Raw genomic sequence first — 20,289 nt, forward strand, 5'->3', positions numbered from 1 at the left:
GCATAGGCGACTTGCACCGTCTTTTTTGCGCACGACCGCTTGCACCATTGAAACCCCACCACACTGCACATAGACTCCGGCCATGCGTTTACGTCATATCGAAGTGATTCAGGCCATCTTGCAGACCGGACACCTCGGCACGGCCGCCGAATGGTTGCAACTCCCCGTGGGCGATGTGGACGCGGCGCTGAAGGAAGCCGAGCAGCAACTGGGCTTTATGCTGTTTGCCAGCGTGCGCGGGCGCTTGCAGGCAACACGGGAAACCCTCGAACTGCAGGCAGAAATCGCCCATATATACGAAGCGCTGGAACCGGTGCAACGCCTGGCCAGCCGTTTGAAACACCATCACGCCCCGCCCTTGCGTGCGCTCTGTACCCCGCCCCTGGCCAATCAACTGCTGCCGCAAAGTATCGCGGTGCTGCGTCGACGCTTTCAGGACACCCCGTGCAACCTATCAAGCCAGCCCACAAGGGAGATCGTCAGGAGCCTGTTGCTGCATGAGGCCGATGTCGGCTTGAGCCTGCATGACCCGGAACACCCGCAAATCGTCAGCACCGTGCTGGCTCAAGGCAAACTGCAGTTGCTCGCGCCCCACGGCTGGCTCAAACCCAAGCAGAAGTACATTGCACTACAGGACCTGGCCGGCCAGTCGATGATCGGGTTGGAGGGGCAAGACCCGCTCAGCCGCCTGCTGGACGCCAAGCTGCAAGCCCTACGGCCGCTTCCGGTGGTGCAGACGCGGGTGCAGACCTACCAGATGATGCGCAGCATGGTAGAAGCGGGAGAAGGCTTGGCGATTGTCGACCCCTTCACTGCGTTTGGCGCGCAAGAGGCCGGACTGGATGCGTGCCCGGTGTCGCCGCCAATGATGGTCAGCCTGTACGCGCTGACCCTCAAGGATGGCGTGGCCTCTCCAGCGATGAATGCATTGCTGGAGATTGTCACGCAGAAGGCTGAAAGCCTGCTGCTGAGTTAAGCCTTGTCGACTTCGGCCTTGAACAGCCGATACCAGAAAATCGCCACTTCGCGAGTTTGCGGGTCAATGCCGCGATAGCGCAGGTGGTCGATCCCGCCCATCACATAGCCGCATCGCTCATAGAGGCGGCAGGCGCCGAGGTTGTTGTTTTGGGTTTCGAGCATCATGCCCGGCAGGTTTTTCTTGCGGCTCCAGAACTGCGCTACATCCAGCAAGGCCTTGGCTACACCGTGCCGCCGCGCCGGCAAGACCACCGCCAGTTCATCCACATGGGCAAAGCCATTCCAGTTGGTGCTGACCACGACATGCCCCACCGGTCGATCATCCAGATAGGCCATGAAGATCGCACTGTCTGGGGCATCGCGGAAACTGGCGAACTCCTCAGGATCAATCCCATAACATTTGCGGTACGGCAGGATACGCTCCAGCGGCCATTGATCGACGCGCTTGCCCATCTCCGGCACGCTGTAGGCGCTGACCTCGAAACTGAAGTCATTGCCCCACACGTAGGCATCAAAACCTTCGTCGGCGACTCGCACACTGAGCCCTGGATACTTCGGGTTCATTACAGCTTGCATAAACATCCTTAACCCTTGATGCAGTCGACGGTGTAACAACGACCACTGCCGTCATCTTCGTGTTGTAACCCGTGAACATCGGCAAAAAAACCGGGAAAACTGCTATCGAACGTACGGGCAAATGCCAGGTAGTCGATGATCGAGCGGGTGCTCTCGGTAAAGCGCTCGCCGGGCATGATCAACGGAATGCCAGGCGGATACGGCACCAGCATCACGGCTGCGACGCGTCCTGGCAAGGCATCAATCGACACTGCTTCCACTTCACCCCTTACCAATTGGTCGTAGGCGTGCGCCGGTTTCATCGCAATCTCCGGTAGTACGGTGTACATGCGCTTGAGGTGTTTGGCGGTGGCGTTGCTGCGGTAACAGCTGTGCAATTGGTCGCACAGGTCGCGCAACCCCAGGCCCTGATAACGCGCCGGGCCTTGGGCAAACACCGAGGGCAAACAACTGGCCAGGCTGACATTCGCGTCGTAGCTGCGTTTGAATTCCAACAACTCGGTGAGCAACGTACTCCATTTGCCTTTGGTGATGCCCATGGAAAACAACACGAGGAAGGAATACAACCCGGTCTTCTCCACCACCAACCCGCGCTCCCAGAGGAACTTACTGACCACAGCGGCAGGGATCCCACAATCGCTCAAGGCACCGCCGGCATTGAGACCGGGCATGACCAGCGTCACTTTGATCGGGTCCAACAACACATAATCTTCGGCCACATCCCCAAAGCCATGCCAGTCATCCTGCGGCTGCAACAGCCAGTCCTCCGTCGCGACGCGGTCGATGCCCGCCACCGACGGCGGCTGCCAGATCGAGAACCACCAATCTTCAGCGGCGATATGCTGGCGGAGGTTAGCCAGCGCGCGGCGAAAACTCAGGGCTTCGTCGAACATTTCCTGGAGCAACGAACGCCCGGCAGGGCCTTCCATCATCGCCGAAGCCACGTCCAGCGACGCGATGATGCTGTACTGAGGCGAGGTGGAGATGTGCATCATGAACGCCTCGTTGAAACGGTCACGGTCCAACTGACGGGCGCCGCCGTCCTGTACATGGATCATCGAGGCCTGGCTGAACGCGGCCAACAACTTGTGAGTGGAGTGAGTGGTGAACACCAGTGGGCTGTCCGGAGTGCGCGAGGTGCCCATGCCATAGCGCCCGGCAAAGAATTCGTGGAACGCCGCGTAGGCGTACCAGGCTTCGTCAAAGTGCAGCACCTCGACGCTGTTGCCCAATTGCTGCTTGATCAGCTCGGCGTTGTAGCACAGGCCGTCATAGGTGGAGTTGGTGACCACGGCCAACTTCACTTTCGCTGGCCGGCCACGGGTCAACGGGCTGGCGTCGATCTTGGCGCGGATCGACTCGGGGCTGAATTCACTCAGGGGGATCGGGCCGATAATGCCCAGCTCGTTGCGCTCCGGGCACAGGTACAGCGGGATAGCGCCGGTCATGATGATCGAGTGCAATACCGACTTGTGGCAGTTGCGGTCCACCAGCACCAAATCATCGCGGGCGACCATCGAGTGCCAAACAATCTTGTTGGCGGTGGAAGTGCCGTTGATCACAAAGAAGGTGTGGTCAGCGCCAAAATTACGGGCAGCACGAGCCTCTGCTTCGGCCAGGGGGCCAGTGTGGTCCAGCAGCGAGCCCAATTCGGGGACAGAGACCGACAAATCCGAACGCAGGGTGTTTTCCCCAAAGAACTGATGAAAAGCCTGCCCCACCGGGCTTTTGCGGTAGGCCACGCCACCGCCATGGCCGGGGGTGTGCCAGGAATAATTTGAATCAGCGGTGTGCTGCACCAAGGCCTTGAAGAACGGCGGCAACAGGCCATCCAGGTAGGTGCGCGCAGCGCGGGCCACTTGCCGGGCCAGGAATGGCACGGTGTCTTCGAACAGATAAAGGATGCCACGCAGTTGATTGAGCTCGCTCATGGCATCGGCCGGGGCGTTTTCCAGGGTGACTTGCTCGCCCAAGGCAAAGATCGGCAGGTTCGGTGCCCGTACCCGCGCCAAGCGAATCAGCTCAACCATGTTTTGCAGCAGATGGGTATTTTCGCCAGCGCCTTCGGCGGCGATCAACATGCAGGCTAAGCCGTGATGGGTAGACGCCACTAGCCGACCTTCGGCGTAGTCCACGGCGGAAAAAACACTGAAGCCCTCTTGTTCCAACTCCCTGGCAATGCCGCGGACCCGGTCGCCGGCAACGGTGTCGGCCTTGATGTCGCGGTGCACGATAAGGATAGGGAACTTCAGGTCTTTGTACATGAGGGCGTGGAGTCCTGAGGGCTATGCACTCAGGGTAGAAGCTGGGAAGCGATGACGCGAATGAAGATTTTGAAAGCTATGCAGATCAACTGTGGGAGGTGGCTTGCTCCCGATCACGGTGTGTCAGCTAATAGTTGATTGGCTGATCCACCGCTATCGGGGGCGAGCCCCCTCCCACAGGTTGATCGGACCCACGCAGGGCTATTGTTGTGTCAACTGGGTCCACAGCGCCGGCGCGCCCGCCGACTTGGCAATCGCTTCCAGGCGTTGCGCATGCTCGACCATGTCCTGCTCGCTGGCGCGGAGAATGGTGGTCGGCTTGCGATCTGCCGGCAGGCGCCGGATTTCCGAAGGACGATTGCCCGAGCCTTCCGCAGAGCCGCTGCCATCGGAAGCATTGCCGGCCAGGGACAGGCTGGTCTGCCCGCCGGTCATGGTCAGGTAGACGTCGGCGAGAATCTCGGAGTCGAGCAAGGCGCCGTGGAGTTCTCGGCCGGAGTTGTCGACGCCATACCGCTTGCACAACGCATCCAGGCTGTTGCGCTGGCCAGGGTGACGCTCCCGGGCCATCATCAAGGTGTCGAGGATCGAGCAGTGCTGGGAAATATCCGCGCGATCCGTCTGCCCCATGAGGGCAAATTCGTTGTTGATGAAGCCGACGTCGAACGCCGCGTTATGGATGATCAACTGGGCGCCGTTGATGAATTCGAAGAACTCATCGGCCACCTCGGCAAAACGCGGCTTGCCCTTGAGGAACTCGTCGGTGATGCCGTGGACGCCGATGGCGCCTTCGTCACTGTCGCGATCCGGTTGCAGGTAGACGTGGAAGTGACGCCCGGTGAGGCGCCGACCCATGAGTTCGACACAGCCGATTTCAATGATCCGGTGGCCGTCAGTCACCGGCATGCCGGTGGTTTCGGTATCGAGTACAACAGATCGGATGGCCATCAGGGTTCAGCTCTCAACGGGGTGGTGGTGTGCGTCAAAGGGCGGGATGTTAACACGTCAGACGGCATCAGCTTTGCTTGTAGCCCCGCACTTCATCCACGCCACGGTTGGCCAACTGGTCGGCACGCTCGTTGCCGGGGTGGCCGATGTGACCACGTACCCACTTCCAAGTGATGTCATGGCGATTGCATTGCTCATCGAGCAGTTGCCATAGGTCGGCATTCTTGACCGGTTCTTTGGCGGCGGTCTTCCAACCGCGCTTTTTCCAGTTGACCATCCACTCGTTGATGCCCTTCATCACATACTGCGAGTCGGTCACCAGCAGTACGTTGCAACGACGCTTGAGTTCTTCAAGGCCGCGAATCGCGCCCATCAATTCCATGCGGTTGTTGGTGGTGTTGGCTTCGCCGCCCCACAGTTCCTTCTCGACGCCCTTGCACACCAGCAACGCGCCCCAGCCGCCGGGGCCTGGGTTGCCCTTGCAGGCGCCATCGGTGAAGAGTTCTACGGTATCGGTCATCGGTTACATCCATCAAAACAGGCGGGATCTGAAATCAAAAAGGTTTTACGGTTCGCTTTGCTTGCGATTGACCTTGGCCATGGGCATCGGCACCAGCTTGCCCATGGGCTGGCGGGGCACCTGGCGCACTGGCCGCAGCCCGACCACAATCTTGCGCGCTACTAATAAATAGAAGCCGCCGCCCGACAGTTGCCAGGCACCCGCGCGGCGTTCCCAGCCGGCCAGGCGTGCCTGCCACTTGGTCGAGGCAAGCGGCGGACGATAGCACCCGAAGCGGCGTTTCTCCAGCGCGAAGCCCAGCAGGTTCAACCAGTCCGCCACCCGCGACGGCGAGATGCAGCGCGCCTGGCGAAGGCCATCATGAGCGAACACATGGCGCAGCCCCCAACTGCTCCAGGGGTTGATACCAACAATCAGCAAATGGCCACCAGGGCGCACGCTGCTCGCCGCCTCGCGCAGCAACCCGTGAGGCGACAGGCAGAAATCCAGGCCATGCTGCAACACCACCACATCGGCAGCGTGCTCGCTCAACGGCCAGGCCTGTTCCTCACAAACGATCTCTACGCCCGGCAACGGCGCACCCAGGCGCACATTGCGCTGCACCTGCGGCGCAGACGGCGGCGTCTGTGCCGAGGGACCGTAATGCACGAGGTAGCCACCAAAGAAACGACCCAACTCGTCTTCGAGCATGCGCCGTTCTTCATCCAGCAAAAATTGCCCGATGGGCCCGGACAGCCATTCGCGGGCCGCGCCGATCAGGGCCAGCCACTCAGGATCGGCCTGGGCGAACGCTTTATCAGTCATTGCATTCTCCAACTCGCCTAGACGTTCTAAGATGCACCAATGTGTTCAGCTTGGCGAATCGAAGAATGATACAGATCAGTGCTCTGCCCGCCTTCACCGATAACTACATATGGTTGCTACAGGACCCGCATACCCAACGTTGCGCGGTGGTCGATCCCGGCGATGCCTCGCCGGTACTGGCCTGGCTTACGCAACATCCGGAGTGGACCCTGAGCGACATCCTGATCACCCACCATCACCATGATCACGTGGGTGGCGTCGAGCAACTCAAGCGCGTGACCGATGCCAAGGTCTACGGACCGGCCAACGAGCAGATCCCGGCGCGGGACGTCGCCCTGCAGGATAACGATTGCATCAACGTGCTCGGCTGGGACTTTGACATCTATACCGTGCCAGGCCACACCCTCGGCCACATCGCCTTCTATCACCAGGGCGCGCTGTTCTGTGGCGACACCCTGTTCGCCGCTGGCTGCGGCCGCCTGTTCGAAGGCACGCCGGAGCAGATGCACACTTCCCTTGAGCGCCTGGCCGCACTGCCCGCCGACACGCTGGTGTACTGCACCCACGAATACACACAAAGTAACCTCAAGTTCGCCCAGGCAGTGGAACCGGACAACGCCGATATCGCCGAACGGGTGGAAGTCGTCCGCCAACTCCGGGCCCGTGGTGAGATAACACTGCCCTCCAACCTGGCATTGGAAAAACGCACCAACCCTTTTCTGCGTACTTCTGAAACATCCGTTAAACAAAAAGCGGACGAACGGAATGGCCGCGACAACCGCTCTGGGGCCGAGGTGTTTGCTAGCTTGAGGGCTTGGAAAGATAAGTTCTAAGACGATGCAATCTGATACGTAATTTCTGAATGGTTGACCGGAACCAAAGTGCTTTCTAGAATCGCCCGACATTTTTGCCCGGAACTTACTTCCAGCCAATGTCGTCATCTATTCGTAAATCCAACCATTCAGACGCATTGACCCGCCTGGCTCAAGCTGTGGCGGTGGCTGTGTCCGCAACGCTGGCGGGCTGCCAATCGACCAATTTCACTGCACAATCCACCGTGCAACCCAAGCCCAACCTTACTGCCAAAATCAAACAGAAACCCGTCATCTGGCTTTCAGAAAAACCTGCTCCCGAAGTACCGCAGGATGTCTGGGAACGCATGCGACGGGGCTTTCAATTGCAGGACAACGTTGGCGTCAACCCGCGCATCGAGCAACAGCGCCTGTGGTTCGCCAGCAACCCGTCCTTCCTGGAGAACGCCGGCGAACGCGGCAGTCTCTACATTCATTACATCGTCGAACGCCTTGAAGAACGCAACATGCCCCTGGAGCTGGCGCTGCTGCCAGTGATCGAAAGTGCCTACAACCCAATGGCCTATTCGCGCAGCGATGCCGTCGGCTTGTGGCAGTTCATCCCCTCCACCGGGCGCTACTTCAACCTGCGCCAGACCCGCGCCTATGATGGCCGCCGCGACATTACCGCCTCCACCACCGCCGCCCTGGACTACCTGACCCGTCTGCACGACATGTTCAACGGCGACTGGCTGCTGGCGCTGGCAGCCTATAACGCCGGCGAAGGCACGGTGAGCCGGGCGATCGAGCGCAACGAGAAGCTCGGTCTGCCCACCGACTACTGGAACCTGCCCCTGCCCCAGGAAACCAAGGATTACGTGCCCAAGTTCCTGGCGCTGTCCCAGGTGGTGCTGGCCCCTGAGGCCTACGGCGTCAACCTGAACCCGATTGCCAACACGCCTTACTTCGAAGTGGTTGAAGTCAAGCAAAGCATGGACCTGTCACGGGTCGCTGCGCTGGCTGAAATCGATGAAGACGAGCTGTTCCAGCTCAACCCGGCCCTGAAACAACGCACCACCCTGGATGGCCCGCAGCATCTGTTGGTACCGAGTTCCAAGGCGCAGTTGCTGACCAGCACCCTTTCGACGATGAAGCCTGAAGAATTACTGGCGATGCGCCCGAAGAAACAGGTCTTCGACGAAGTTGAGACCGCACGGGTTGCCGGCCGCAGCCGAAGCTACAAGGTGCGCAGCGGCGACAACCTCACGCTGATCGCCAAGGCCAACAAGGTCGATGTGCATGACCTGCAACGCTGGAACAAGCTTAACGGCCAGGCCCTCAAGGTTGGTCAGACCCTGGTGATGCAGGACACCCGCCGCGCAGTAGCCAGCAGCAAGAAGCCGGTGCAGTACAAGGTCAAGAAAGGCGACTCGCTGTACATCGTCGCCAAGCGTTTCAACGTCGAGATGCAACATCTCAAGCGTTGGAACCCGCGTACTGGCCAGGCATTGAAGCCGGGGCAGATGCTGGTAGTTTCCGGGCCGCGCTAAGGCTTTCAGAACACTGTAGAACCAATGTGGGAGGGGGCTTGCCCCCGATATCGGTGGATCAGCCAATGAATCTGGTGGCTGACAAACTGCTATCGGGGGCAAGCCCCCTCCTACACTGAATCTCCAGTGTTCCCAACCGGCTTTTTCCAACCGGAACAAGCTGTTACTGTACCGACCATAAAGCCCAAGCCGCCTGGATCGGATCTCTGACTTGAAGCGTCCCCTCCTTCTACTAATAAGTCTGGCCTTGAGCTTTGGTGCGAACGCGACGATTACCGAGAGCCACGGGTATACGCAGTTCGGCAGGCTCAAATACCCAGCCAAATTCACCCACTTCGATTGGGTAAATCCTGCAGCGCCGAAAGGCGGGACCTTGCGGGTCATGGCATTTGGCACCTTCGATACGCTCAACCCCTACACGTTCAAAGGCTCAAGCCCGGTTTCAACCCCCAACTTCCTGCAATACGGCGTCAATGAGCTCAACGAACCATTGATGGTCGGCACCGGCCAGTACGCGCCATCCGGCGATGAGCCAACCTCAAGTTACGGATTGATTGCCCAATCGGTGGAGTACAGCGAGGACCGCAGTTGGGTAGTGTTCAACCTGCGCCCGGAAGCACGCTTTCACGATGGAAAGCCGATCACCGCGTATGACGTGGCGTTTTCCTATCGCACCCTGCTGACCGAAGGCCACCCGCAGTACCGCACCAACCTGCAGGAAGTGGCGCGGGTGGACATCCTCAACCGTCACCGCATCCGCTTTGTATTCAAGCGCGCCGGCAACCCGCTGCTGATCCTGCGCCTGGGCGAGTTACCGGTGCTGCCCCAACACTATTGGAAAAACCGCGATTTCAAGGCGACCACCTTCGAACCGCCGCTGGGCAGTGGGCCTTACCGTATCAGCAAGGTCACGCCTGGGCGCCAATTGGTGTTCGAACGGGTCAAGGATTACTGGGGCAAGGACCTGCCGGTCAACCAGGGTTTCTATAACTACGACAAGGTCGAGGTGGAGTTCTACCGCGACAGCGACGTGGCCTTCGAAGCCTTCAAGGCCGGCGAGTTCGACATCTATATCGAGCACCAGGCCAAGAATTGGGCGAATGGTTACAACTTCCCGGCGGTGAACCGGGGTGACGTGATCAAGGCGCAGATCGCTCACCAGATCCCCACCCAGAGCCAGGGCCTGTTCATGAACACCCGCCGGCCGACCTTCAGCCAGACCAAGGTGCGCGAAGCCCTGGGGCTGATGTTCGACTTCGAATGGACCAACCGCACGCTGTTCAGCAACGCCTACAAACGCACTTTGAGCTACTACCCCAACAGCGAGTTCGCGGCGACCGGCGTACCCGTGGGCCACGAATGGCTGATGCTCTCGCCGTACCGCGAGCAATTGCCGGCGAACCTGTTTACCCAAGCCTTCAGCCTGCCGCAGACCGACGGGCGCGGCATCCCCCGTGAAAACATGCGCCGCGCCCTGTCGCTGCTGGGCGAAGCCGGGTGGAGGCTGTCGGGCCAACGCCTGCTCAACAAGGACGGGCAACCGCTGCGCTTCGAGATTCTGCTGGTCAATCCGAACCTGGAGCGCATCCTGCAGCCCTATGTCGAGAACCTGATCAGCATCGGCATCGACGCGCGGCTGCGCACCGTTGACCGCGCGCAATACAAGCAGCGCCTGGATCAGTTCGACTTCGACATGATCCTGATCACCCTCAATCAGACCCTGAGCCCCGGCCTTGAGCAGTGGCAGTACTTCCACTCCAGCCAGGCCGCAATCAAGGGCAGCAAGAACTACGCGGGCATCGCCAACCCCATTGTCGATCACCTGCTGGAACAACTGCTGGCCGCCCAGACCCGCGAAGAACAACTGGCCGCCGGCCGCGCCCTGGACCGAGTGCTCCTGTGGCAGCACTACAGCATTCCCAACTGGTACCTCAACTATCATCGCCTGGCGTACCGTAACCGGTTCGCCTTTGTCACCACGCCGCCCTACAGCCTGGGCCTGAGCGCGTGGTGGCTGAAAGCGTCGGAGAAAGCCCAATGATGTCTTTGCGTACTTCACTGTTTGCCGGCCTGTTGCTGTGCTCCGCAGCCCACGCGGCGCCGCAACATGCGCTGACGCTCTACAACGAGCCGCCGAAATACCCCGCCGACTTCAAGCACTTCGACTATGTGAACCCGGATGCCCCCAAGGGCGGCACCTTCCGCGAATCGAGCATGGGCGGCTTCGACAGCCTCAACCCGTTTATCAGCAAGGGCGTGCCGGCCGACAACATCAGTCTGATCTACGACACCCTGGCCATGCAGAGCCTGGACGAACCCATCACCGAATACGGCCTGGTCGCCGGCAAGATCGAAAAAGCCCCGGACAACAGCTGGGTGCGTTTCTACCTGCGCCCCGAAGCGCGGTTCCACGACGGCCACCCGATCCGCGCCGAAGACGTGGTGTTCACGTTCCAGGAACTGATGAAGGAAGGCTCGCCGATCTACCGCACCTACTACGCCGATGTCGATGAAGTGGTCGCCGAAGACCCGCTGCGGGTGTTGTTCAAATTCAAGCGAACCAACAACCGCGAGTTGCCACTGATCCTCGGCCAACTGCCGGTACTGCCCAAGCATTGGTGGGCCACGCGGGACTTCGCCAAGGGCAACCTGGAGGTGCCGCTGGGCAGCGGGCCGTACAAGGTGGCCGAGGTCAAGGCCGGGCGCATGATCCGCTACGAGCGGGTCAAAGACTACTGGGCCAAGGACCTGCCGATCACCAAGGGTTTCTACAATTTCGATAACCGCATCACGGACTACTACCGCGACAGCACCGTGTCCCTGGAAGCGTTGAAGGCCGGGCAGTTCGACTACTGGCTGGAATTCAGCGCCAAGAACTGGGCCAACGCCTACAACATTCCGGCAGTGACCCAGGGCCGGTTGATCAAGGAAGAGATCCCCAACGGCAACCCCACGGGCATGCAAGGTTTTGTGTTCAATACGCGCAAGGCGATGTTCCAGGACGTGCGCGTGCGCAAGGCCATCAGCCTGTTGCTGGACTTCGAGTGGAGCAACAAACAGCTGTTCAACGGCGCCTACACCCGCACCCGCAGTTACTTCGAAAATTCTGAAATGGCCGCCACCGGCCTCCCCGGCCCGGATGAGCTGAAAATCCTCGAGCCCCTGCGCGACAAAATCCCGGCCGAAGTCTTCACCCAGGCCTTCGAGCCGGCCAGAACCGACGCCAGCGGCATGATCCGCGCCCAGCAACGCGAGGCCTACCAACTGCTGCAGGAGGCCGGCTGGCGCATCGTTGATGACAAGATGGTCGACACCACGGGTAAACCTGTGACCATCGAGTTCCTGCTGGCACAGACCGAGTTCGAACGCATCCTGCTGCCCTTCAAGCGCAACCTGGCGGACCTGGGCATCGACCTGGTAATCCGTCGGGTGGACGTCTCGCAGTTCGTCAACCGTGTCCGCTCTCGGGACTTCGACATGATGGTGGGCAGCTTCCCGCAGTCCACTTCGCCAGGTAACGAACAACGGGAGTTCTGGAAGTCTTCCAGCGCCGACAAGCCTGGCAGCCGCAACTACATGGGCCTCAAGGACCCAGCGGTGGACCAGTTGGTGGAAGAACTGATCGACGCCGATTCGCGCAAAAGCCTGGTAGCCCATGCCAAAGCGCTGGATCGCGTGCTGCAGTTTGGCTACTACGTGATCCCCAACTGGCACATCAAGACGTTCCGCGTGGCGTATTGGGACCACCTGGGGCACCCCAAAGTCCCGCCGCGCTACGACGTGGGCACAGCCACCTGGTGGAGCAAACCCAATGTCAAACCTGCCGTCACCTTGGACACCGACACGAACGCCGATTCGGCGAGCGGAGGCGATTAAATGCTGGCCTATATTGTTCGCCGCCTGTTACTGATCATCCCCACGCTGTTCGGGATCCTGCTGATCAACTTCATCATTATCCAGGCCGCCCCCGGTGGTCCGGTGGAACAGATGATCGCCAAGCTTGAGGGCTTTGAAGGCGCCACCAGTCGCATTGCCGGCGGCGGCGCCGAAGTCTCGGTGGCCGGTTCCAGCAGCTATCGCGGCGCCCAAGGTTTGGACCCGGCGCTGATCAAGGAAATCGAAAAGATGTACGGCTTCGACAAGTCGGCGCCGGAACGCTTGTGGATCATGGTCAAGAACTACGCCCAGCTGGATTTTGGCGACAGCTTCTTCCGTGACGCCAAGGTCATCGACCTGATCAAGGAAAAGATGCCGGTGTCCATCTCCCTCGGGCTATGGAGCACGCTGATCATGTACCTGGTGTCGATCCCCCTGGGGATCGCCAAGGCCACGCGGCATGGCAGCCATTTCGACGTCTGGACCAGTTCGGCGATCATCGTCGGCTACGCGATCCCGGCGTTTTTGTTCGCCATCCTGCTGATCGTGGTATTTGCCGGCGGCAGTTACTTCGACTGGTTCCCGTTGCGCGGGCTCACCTCCAACAACTTCGACGAGTTGAGCTGGGGCGGCAAGATCCTTGACTACTTCTGGCACCTGGCATTGCCCATCACTGCGCTGGTCATCGGCAACTTCGCAACCATGACGCTGCTCACCAAAAACAGCTTTCTCGACGAGATCAACAAGCAGTACGTGGTCACCGCCAAGGCCAAGGGCCTGACCAACAACCGCGTGCTCTACGGCCATGTGTTCCGTAACGCGATGCTGCTGGTGATCGCCGGGTTTCCGTCCGCGTTCATCGGGATTTTCTTCACCGGCTCGTTGCTGGTGGAAGTGATCTTCTCCCTCGACGGCCTGGGCCTGATGAGCTTTGAAGCGGCGATCAACCGCGACTACCCGGTGGTGTTTGGCACGCTGTTTATCTTCACCCTGCTGGGGCTGATCGTGAAACTGATCGGCGACCTCACCTACACCCTGGTCGATCCGCGTATCGACTTCGCCAGCCGGGAGCATTGAGATGAATCTATCCCCCCTCAATCGCCGCCGGTTCGAGCGTTTCAAGGCCAACAAACGTGGCTGGTGGTCCCTGTGGCTGTTCCTGATCCTGTTCGGGCTGAGCCTGGGCGCGGAGCTGATCGCCAACGACAAGCCGCTGGCCGTGCACTACGACGGCGACTGGTATTTCCCGGCGCTCAAGCGCTACCCGGAAACCACCTTCGGCGGCGAATTCCCACTGGAAGCCAACTACAAGAGCCCGTATATCCAGGAGCTGCTCAAGGCCAAGGACGCCTGGACTCTGTGGGCGCCGATCCCGTTCAGCTATCAGAGCATCAACTACGACCTGAAAGTGCCGGCCCCCGCGCCGCCCTCTTCCGTGAACTTGCTGGGCACCGATGACCAAGGCCGCGATGTACTGGCGCGGGTGATCTACGGGTTCCGGGTTTCGGTGCTGTTTGCCCTGACCCTGACCATCCTAAGCTCGATCATTGGCGTAATCGCCGGAGCCTTGCAGGGTTTCTATGGCGGCTGGGTCGACCTGGCCGGGCAGCGTTTCCTGGAAATCTGGTCCGGGCTGCCGGTGCTGTATTTGTTGATCATCCTCGCCAGCTTCGTGCAGCCCAATTTCTGGTGGCTGCTGGGCATCATGCTGCTGTTTTCCTGGATGAGCCTGGTGGATGTGGTGCGCGCCGAGTTCCTGCGTGGGCGCAACCTTGAATACGTGCGTGCAGCCCGGGCACTGGGGATGCAGAACGGCGCGATCATGTTCCGCCACATCCTGCCCAACGCCATGGTCTCAACCATGACCTTTATGCCGTTCATCCTCACTGGCGCTATCGGCACCCTGACCGCACTGGACTTCCTCGGCTTTGGTCTGCCAGCCGGCTCGCCGTCCCTGGGTGAACTGGTAGCCCAGGGCAAATCCAACCTGCAAGCACCGTGGCTGGGCATGAGCGCGTTTGCCGTGCTGGCGATCATGTTGAGCTTGCTGGTGTTTATCGGCGAGTCCGCTCGCGATGCCTTCGACCCGAGGAAATGAGATGAATCAGGACAATCTGATCGAAATCCGCGACCTCAGCGTCGAGTTTGTCACCGGCGAGCATCACCACAGGGTGGTCAATAACGTCAGCTTCGACATCAAACGCGGCGAAACCATCGCGCTGGTTGGCGAAAGCGGCTCTGGCAAGTCGGTGACCGCCCACTCGATCCTGCGCCTGCTGCCCTACCCGTTGGCACGGCACCCGAGCGGCATCATCCAGTACGCCGGGCAAGACCTGCTGACCCTCAAGGAAAAGACCCTGCGGCACATTCGCGGTAACCGCATCGCGATGATCTTCCAGGAGCCGATGACCTCGTTGAACCCACTGCACTCCATCGAGAAGCAGATCAACGAAGTGCTCGGCCTGCACAAGGGGCTCACCGGCAAGGTTGCCACGCAGCGCACCCTGGAATTGCTCGAACTGGTGGGCATTCCCGAACCGCACAAGCGCCTAAAGGCCCTGCCTCACGAGTTGTCCGGCGGTCAGCGCCAGCGGGTAATGATTGCCATGGCATTGGCCAACGAGCCGGAACTGTTGATCGCCGACGAGCCGACCACGGCCCTCGACGTGACCGTGCAGTTAAAAATTCTGGAGCTGCTCAAGGAGTTGCAGGCACGCCTGGGCATGGCCTTGCTGCTGATCAGCCACGACCTGAACCTGGTGCGGCGCATTGCCCATCGCGTCTGTGTGATGCAGAAAGGTTGCATCGTCGAGCAGGCCGAATGCGAGACGCTGTTCCAGTCGCCTCAACACCCGTACACCCAGGAATTGCTGGCGGCCGAACCCAGCGGTGGCCCGGCCAATAATGTAGTCGGGCCGCCGCTGCTGGAGGTCGATGACCTGAAGGTGTGGTTCCCGATCAAGAAGGGCTTTTTGCGCAACACCGTCGATTACGTCAAGGCGGTCGATGGCATCAACTTTAGCCTGCCCCAAGGGCAAACCCTGGGCATCGTCGGCGAAAGTGGTTCGGGCAAATCCACCCTCGGCCTGGCGATTTTGCGCTTGATCGGAAGCAAAGGTGGGATTCGCTTCGAAGGCCAGCAGCTTGACCGCCTGACGCAACAGCAGGTGCGCCCGCTGCGCCGGGAAATGCAGGTGGTGTTCCAGGACCCGTTCGGCAGCCTGAGCCCGCGCATGAGCGTCAGTGAGATCGTTGGTGAAGGTCTGCGCATTCACAAAATGGGCACGCCGGCCGAGCAGGAAGCGGCGATTATCGCGGCGCTCAAGGAAGTGGGCCTGGACCCGGAGTCCCGCCATCGCTACCCCCACGAATTTTCCGGCGGGCAACGCCAACGCATCGCCATCGCCCGCGCGTTGGTGCTCAAGCCGCGCCTGATCCTGCTGGACGAACCTACCTCGGCGCTGGACCGCACGGTGCAACGCCAGGTCGTGGAATTGCTGCGCAGCCTGCAGGCCAAGTACAACCTGACCTACCTGTTCATCAGCCATGACCTGGCGGTCGTGAAGGCATTGAGTCACCAATTGATGGTGGTCAAGCATGGCCAGGTGGTGGAACAAGGCGATGCGCGGGCGATTTTTGCTGATCCGCAGCACGCGTATACCCGGCAGTTGCTGGAAGCGGCGTTCCTCGTTCCTGCCTGAATGCACGCAGACCAAATGTGGGAGGGGGCTTGCCCCCGATGAGGGATTGTCAGCTGATGCAGCTGTGGCTGACCCATACAATCGAGAGCCCCCCCTCCCACCTTCAGCCCTACTCCTTTAAGCCTGCCTAGTAGCGAACCAATATCATTTGCGCTCACCCCATCCTTTTGCTTTAATCGCGACCAATTCTTATTTACACCGTTTCTCTCGCGCTGGATGGCTAGTGTGTCGACCTCCTTCACCCACCTCTACGGCACCCACCACGGCTGGCTGCTCGGTCTGTTGCGCAGACGCCTGAACGACCGCTGGGATGCCGCCGACCTGGCCCACGACACCTTTATCCGCCTACTCAGCCGCCCACCGACCGAGACCGATCACGCGCGCCAGCGCTCCTACCTGGCCACCATAGCCCGTGGTTTGTGCATCGACCATTGGCGACGTCGCCAACTGGAAAAAGCCTGGCTCGATAGCCTCGCCCTGCGTCCCGAAAGTACCCAGCCGTCGCCGGAACAGCGGGCAATCATCGTCGAAACCCTCTACGAAGTGGACGCCATGCTCGCCCGCCTGCCGAGCAAGGTTCGCGAAGCATTCCTGCTGGCCCAACTGCATGGCCTGCCCTACAAAGCCATTGGCGAGCAACTGGGCGTGGGCGAACGCATGGTCAAGAAATACATGGCCCAGGCCTTGCTGCATTGCGCGATCCTCGAAGCCGAGCTGGATGGGATGCTGGTGCAATGAATACCCCCGGCAAGCTCAGCCATGCCAGCCTGGAACAGGCCGCGCACTGGTACGTGCGCCTGCAGGACCAAGGCAGCGCCCAGGAGCAGCAACGCTGGCAGGCCTGGATGGCGCAGAACCCGGAGCATCTGGCGGCCTGGCAGTATGTGGAGCGCGTCAGCCAGCGTTTCGCGCCGCTGATGGACCAAGCCCCGAGCGCCAGCCGCGCCTTGCGCAGTTCGCGGCGCCAGACACTCAAAACATTGCTGGTGTTGTGTGCCGGTTCAACCCTGGCGTGGGGCACTTGGCGCAACACCGCCCTGCCCCGGCTGGTGGGCGGCTGGAGCGCCGACTACGCCACCGGCAGCGGCGAGACCCGCGATGCCGTGCTGGCCGATGGCAGTCATGTATGGCTCAACGCCCTGAGCGCGCTGGATGTACGCTTCAATCCCCTGCAACGCCTGTTGCACCTGCGCTTTGGCGAAGTACTGATTGATACGGCCAAGGACGCCGGCCGACCCTTCCTGGTAGACACCGAACACGGCCGCCTGCAGGCCCTGGGCACTCACTTCAGTGTGTTGCAAGGCGAAGACCACACTGAGCTCAACGTCTTTGAGGGCCGGGTGCACGTGCGCACCGCCAGCCAGCAGGTGCGCATCATCGACGCCGGCCAGCAAATCGCGTTCAACCGCGATGGCTTCAACCCAACCACCGCGGTATCCCCCGCGCGTGAAGCCTGGAGCCGTGGCGTGCTGCTGGCCGACAATTTGCCCCTGGGCCAGTTGGTGGCCGAGCTCAACCGCTATCGCCCCGGCCACCTGGGCTGTGACCCGGCGGTGGCGCACTTGCCGGTGATGGGTTCATTCCCGCTGATGGACAGTGACCACGCCCTGCATCTGCTGAAAGCCGCGCTGCCGGTTCGGGTCGATCGGCTGATGCCATGGTGGGTCACCGTCGGCCCACGGTAAGTTTTTCCCCGCCGCCAGTTCCCTTTTTCAAAACTCGTTCGGTTAACCCTGTAGACGCTTTCAATTCGCCGATCGACTTGATCCAAAGGGAAACATTCATGTCGCAACCTGCTCGCTTCGCGCTGCGCCCATTGGCGCTGGCCACTTCGCTGTTTTGCCTCGGTGTGCCGGTGGTGCATGCCGCCGAATCGCCTTCGACCCAGGAGACCACGCGCAGCTACCGCATCGCTGCTGGTTCGCTGATCAGTGTGCTGAACCGCTTTGCCGAGCAGTCGGGCATTTTCATTGCCGGCCACAACAGCCTGGCCGCCGGCAAGACCAGCCCTGGCCTGTCGGGCAACTACACCGCCGCCAGTGGCTTGCAACACGTGCTGCAAGGCAGCGGCTTGCAGGCCCTGCCCCAGGGCAACAATGGCTACGTGCTGGAACTGATCCCGGCCAGCACCGGGGCCCTGGAGCTGGGCGCTACCACCATTTCTGGCCAGGACTTGGGCGCTACCACTGAAGACACCCACTCCTACACCACAGGCTCGATGGCCTCGGCCACCGGTCTACCGTTATCAATGCGTGAAACCCCGCAATCGGTCACCGTGATCACCCGCCAGCAGATGGACGATCAGGGTTCCAATAGCATTGCCGATACCCTGCGCCGCGCCCCTGGCGTGAGCGTGCAGAACTACGACAGCGAGCGCTGGGAGTTCTCCAGCCGTGGCCTGCCGATCACCAATTTCCAGTACGACGGCGTCAACTCCACCTACGACGGCGTGTACGACTACGGCACCACCAGCACCGACATGGCGGTGTACGACCACCTGGAAATCATCAAAGGTTCGGCTGGCCTGTTAAGCGGCTCCGGCGACCCGTCCGCCACCGTCAACCTGATCCGCAAAAAGCCCACCAAGGACTTCAAGGCCTCGGTCACCCAGACGTTCGGCTCTTGGGACAACTACCGCACCGAAGGCGATATCTCCGGCTCTTTGACCGAGTCTGGCAATGTACGCGGGCGCTTTGTCGGCGTGTATCAGGACCGCCAGTCCTACCTGGACCATTACCAGAACACCAAAGACATCGCCTACGGCATCCTGGAAGCGGACCTGACGCCCGACACCCTGCTGACCTTTGGCATCGACCAGCAGAACACTCGCTCGCGCGGCGCCAGTTGGACCGGTTTCCCGATGTACTTCAGCGACGGCTCGCGCACGAATTTCTCGCGCTCGTTCAACCCGGCTGCCGACTGGAGCCGCCGTGACTTCCAAAACCAGACGCTCTTCGCCTCGGTACAGCACAACTTGGCCAATGACTGGTCGCTCAAAGTCAGTCTCGACCGCAAACGCAGCCAGCACGACACCCTGCTGGCCTCCGCCAGCGGCGGCAACCCGGACCCGGTCACCGGCGACGGCATGTACATGTTCATGGGCAAGTACAAGGGCGACCAGGTGCAGAACACCCTGGACGTCAATCTCAGTGGACCGTTCAGCCTGTTCGGCCGCGAGCATGAGTTGATCATGGGCTTCATGGCCACACGCTCGAAACAGGACGTGCCGGTGTACGGCTCGATCTACCCCGGCGTGGGCGGCAGCATCTTCGACTGGCAAGGTGAATACGCCAAACCGAACATCCCACGCAGTGGCCAGAACGATATCGTGCAACGCCAGACGGGTGCCTACCTGGCCACTCGTCTGAAGCCTACCGATGACCTATCGGTGATTCTCGGCACCCGCGTGAGCAATTTCAGCGGCACCGACAGCACCGACTTCTACGACCCGACCCAGACCGACAACCGCACCACCTACCACCAGAGTGGCGTGGTCACGCCGTACGCCGGGATCGTCTATGACCTCAACGACACCTGGTCGGTGTACACCAGCTACACCCAAATCTACCGACCACAAACCAGCAAAGACGCTGACCGCAAATTGCTCGACCCAGTGGAAGGCCAAACCTACGAAGCCGGGCTCAAGGCCGCGTTCTACGACGGTCGCTTGAACGCCAGCTTCGCCGCGTTCCGCATCGAACAGGACAACGTGGCCGAGTATGTCTCAGGCTTCGATACCGACTCGATTTACCGCCCCATCGCCGGCGCGACCACCAAGGGCTTTGAAGCCGAACTGTCGGGCGAGGTGCTGGACGGCTGGAATATCGCCGCCGGCTACACCTACCAGCACACCCGCGATGCCGATGACGGCTACGTGTACAGCTCGGTGCTGCAGACCACCACGCCACAGCAAGTGGTGCGCCTGTTCAGTTCCTATCGCCTGCCCGGCGCACTGGAAAATGTCACCGTGGGCGGTGGCGTGAACTGGCAGAGCGCGTTCTTCGGCAACGTGTTCCAGCCCGATCCGAGCGATACCGTCAACTTCGGCCACGACTCGCGCATCACCCAGGACAGCTACTACCTGGTAGACCTGATGGCGCGCTACCGCTTCAACGAGCACCTGAGCACCACGTTGAACGTGAAGAACCTGTTCGACAAAAAGTACTACACGGGCCTCGGCAACTTCGGCACTGGTTTCTACGGCGAACCGCGCAGCCTGCAGCTGGCGACCAAGTGGGACTTCTAAGCTGACGCCATTGGCGGCGTGTGTAATGATCATCC

General features: G+C 60.7%; 16 protein-coding genes. 11 read left to right on the top strand and 5 right to left on the bottom strand.

Annotated features, from left to right (window positions below; genetic code table 11):
• Positions 1-82: 82 nt before the first annotated feature.
• Complete coding sequence (locus ACKZ62_RS17080) at positions 83-976, top strand: LysR substrate-binding domain-containing protein (protein WP_122681398.1); 894 nt, start codon at positions 83-85, stop codon at positions 974-976.
• Here the strand turns inward: ACKZ62_RS17080 and ACKZ62_RS17085 are convergent.
• From ACKZ62_RS17085 to ACKZ62_RS17105, 5 genes are all read right to left on the bottom strand, one after another.
• On the bottom strand, positions 973-1,542 hold the full coding sequence (locus ACKZ62_RS17085) for a GNAT family N-acetyltransferase (protein ID WP_032885825.1): 570 nt from the start codon (positions 1,540-1,542) through the stop codon (positions 973-975). The two genes, ACKZ62_RS17080 and ACKZ62_RS17085, sit on opposite strands and share 4 nt — an antisense overlap.
• 20 nt (positions 1,543-1,562) lie before the next feature.
• Positions 1,563-3,818: an Orn/Lys/Arg family decarboxylase gene (locus tag ACKZ62_RS17090; RefSeq protein WP_032885824.1), complete on the bottom strand. Its 2,256-nt coding sequence runs from the start codon at positions 3,816-3,818 to the stop codon at positions 1,563-1,565.
• Positions 3,819-4,019: 201 nt separating this feature from the next.
• A complete protein-coding gene (gene dnaQ, locus ACKZ62_RS17095) occupies positions 4,020-4,760 on the bottom strand; it encodes a DNA polymerase III subunit epsilon (RefSeq protein WP_163033241.1) in 741 nt (246 codons plus the stop codon).
• Positions 4,761-4,833: 73 nt separating this feature from the next.
• Positions 4,834-5,286: a ribonuclease HI gene (rnhA, locus tag ACKZ62_RS17100; RefSeq protein WP_017738572.1), complete on the bottom strand. Its 453-nt coding sequence runs from the start codon at positions 5,284-5,286 to the stop codon at positions 4,834-4,836.
• Between the two features lie 45 nt (positions 5,287-5,331).
• Positions 5,332-6,090 carry a class I SAM-dependent methyltransferase gene (locus ACKZ62_RS17105; protein WP_032885822.1) on the bottom strand — a complete coding sequence of 253 codons (759 nt, stop codon included), beginning with the start codon at positions 6,088-6,090 and terminating at the stop codon, positions 5,332-5,334.
• A gap of 65 nt (positions 6,091-6,155) precedes the next feature.
• Between ACKZ62_RS17105 and gloB the strand changes: the two genes are divergently transcribed.
• The 10 genes from gloB (at position 6,156) to ACKZ62_RS17155 (ending at position 20,254) form a co-directional block, all read left to right on the top strand.
• Complete coding sequence (gene gloB, locus ACKZ62_RS17110) at positions 6,156-6,923, top strand: hydroxyacylglutathione hydrolase (protein WP_447095563.1); 768 nt, start codon at positions 6,156-6,158, stop codon at positions 6,921-6,923.
• Positions 6,924-7,021: 98 nt separating this feature from the next.
• The gene (locus ACKZ62_RS17115) at positions 7,022-8,431 is read left to right on the top strand and encodes a lytic transglycosylase domain-containing protein (RefSeq protein WP_032885820.1); all 1,410 of its coding nucleotides are present in this window, start codon (positions 7,022-7,024) and stop codon (positions 8,429-8,431) included.
• Between the two features lie 211 nt (positions 8,432-8,642).
• Positions 8,643-10,472: an extracellular solute-binding protein gene (locus ACKZ62_RS17120; protein WP_447095564.1), complete on the top strand. Its 1,830-nt coding sequence runs from the start codon at positions 8,643-8,645 to the stop codon at positions 10,470-10,472.
• A complete protein-coding gene (locus ACKZ62_RS17125; RefSeq protein ID WP_447095565.1) occupies positions 10,469-12,307 on the top strand; it encodes an extracellular solute-binding protein in 1,839 nt (612 codons plus the stop codon). The genes ACKZ62_RS17120 and ACKZ62_RS17125 overlap by 4 nt, the downstream gene beginning before the upstream one ends.
• Positions 12,308-13,384 (top strand): microcin C ABC transporter permease YejB, encoded by a 1,077-nt coding sequence (locus ACKZ62_RS17130; RefSeq protein WP_122681402.1) that lies wholly within the window; start codon positions 12,308-12,310, stop codon positions 13,382-13,384.
• Position 13,385: 1 nt separating this feature from the next.
• A complete protein-coding gene (locus tag ACKZ62_RS17135; RefSeq protein ID WP_032885814.1) occupies positions 13,386-14,405 on the top strand; it encodes an ABC transporter permease in 1,020 nt (339 codons plus the stop codon).
• Position 14,406: 1 nt separating this feature from the next.
• Positions 14,407-16,008, top strand: a complete 1,602-nt coding sequence (locus tag ACKZ62_RS17140; RefSeq protein WP_032885813.1) for an ABC transporter ATP-binding protein — start codon at positions 14,407-14,409, stop codon at positions 16,006-16,008.
• A 216-nt stretch (positions 16,009-16,224) separates the two neighbouring features.
• Positions 16,225-16,746, top strand: a complete 522-nt coding sequence (locus ACKZ62_RS17145) for a sigma-70 family RNA polymerase sigma factor (RefSeq protein WP_122754354.1) — start codon at positions 16,225-16,227, stop codon at positions 16,744-16,746.
• Positions 16,743-17,693: a FecR domain-containing protein gene (locus ACKZ62_RS17150; protein ID WP_447095566.1), complete on the top strand. Its 951-nt coding sequence runs from the start codon at positions 16,743-16,745 to the stop codon at positions 17,691-17,693. The genes ACKZ62_RS17145 and ACKZ62_RS17150 overlap by 4 nt, the downstream gene beginning before the upstream one ends.
• Positions 17,694-17,791: 98 nt before the next feature.
• A complete protein-coding gene (locus tag ACKZ62_RS17155; RefSeq protein ID WP_447095567.1) occupies positions 17,792-20,254 on the top strand; it encodes a TonB-dependent siderophore receptor in 2,463 nt (820 codons plus the stop codon).
• The last annotated feature ends 35 nt before the right edge of the window (positions 20,255-20,289 follow it).

It is taken from the genome of Pseudomonas sivasensis (assembly GCF_052938085.1).

Bases quoted from the DNA above. Each gene is read 5' to 3' on its own strand.
- rnhA (WP_017738572.1), bottom strand. From the start codon at position 5,286: ATGACCGATACCGTAGAACTCTTCACCGATGGCGCCTGCAAGGGCAAC.
- ACKZ62_RS17130 (WP_122681402.1), top strand. From the start codon at position 12,308: ATGCTGGCCTATATTGTTCGCCGCCTGTTACTGATCATCCCCACGCTG.
- ACKZ62_RS17080 (WP_122681398.1), top strand. From the start codon at position 83: ATGCGTTTACGTCATATCGAAGTGATTCAGGCCATCTTGCAGACCGGA.
- ACKZ62_RS17155 (WP_447095567.1), top strand. From the start codon at position 17,792: ATGTCGCAACCTGCTCGCTTCGCGCTGCGCCCATTGGCGCTGGCCACT.
- ACKZ62_RS17125 (WP_447095565.1), top strand. From the start codon at position 10,469: ATGATGTCTTTGCGTACTTCACTGTTTGCCGGCCTGTTGCTGTGCTCC.
- ACKZ62_RS17085 (WP_032885825.1), bottom strand. From the start codon at position 1,542: ATGAACCCGAAGTATCCAGGGCTCAGTGTGCGAGTCGCCGACGAAGGT.
- ACKZ62_RS17090 (WP_032885824.1), bottom strand. From the start codon at position 3,818: ATGTACAAAGACCTGAAGTTCCCTATCCTTATCGTGCACCGCGACATC.
- ACKZ62_RS17145 (WP_122754354.1), top strand. From the start codon at position 16,225: ATGGCTAGTGTGTCGACCTCCTTCACCCACCTCTACGGCACCCACCAC.
- ACKZ62_RS17150 (WP_447095566.1), top strand. From the start codon at position 16,743: ATGAATACCCCCGGCAAGCTCAGCCATGCCAGCCTGGAACAGGCCGCG.
- ACKZ62_RS17115 (WP_032885820.1), top strand. From the start codon at position 7,022: ATGTCGTCATCTATTCGTAAATCCAACCATTCAGACGCATTGACCCGC.
- ACKZ62_RS17105 (WP_032885822.1), bottom strand. From the start codon at position 6,090: ATGACTGATAAAGCGTTCGCCCAGGCCGATCCTGAGTGGCTGGCCCTG.
- ACKZ62_RS17135 (WP_032885814.1), top strand. From the start codon at position 13,386: ATGAATCTATCCCCCCTCAATCGCCGCCGGTTCGAGCGTTTCAAGGCC.
- gloB (WP_447095563.1), top strand. From the start codon at position 6,156: ATGATACAGATCAGTGCTCTGCCCGCCTTCACCGATAACTACATATGG.
- ACKZ62_RS17140 (WP_032885813.1), top strand. From the start codon at position 14,407: ATGAATCAGGACAATCTGATCGAAATCCGCGACCTCAGCGTCGAGTTT.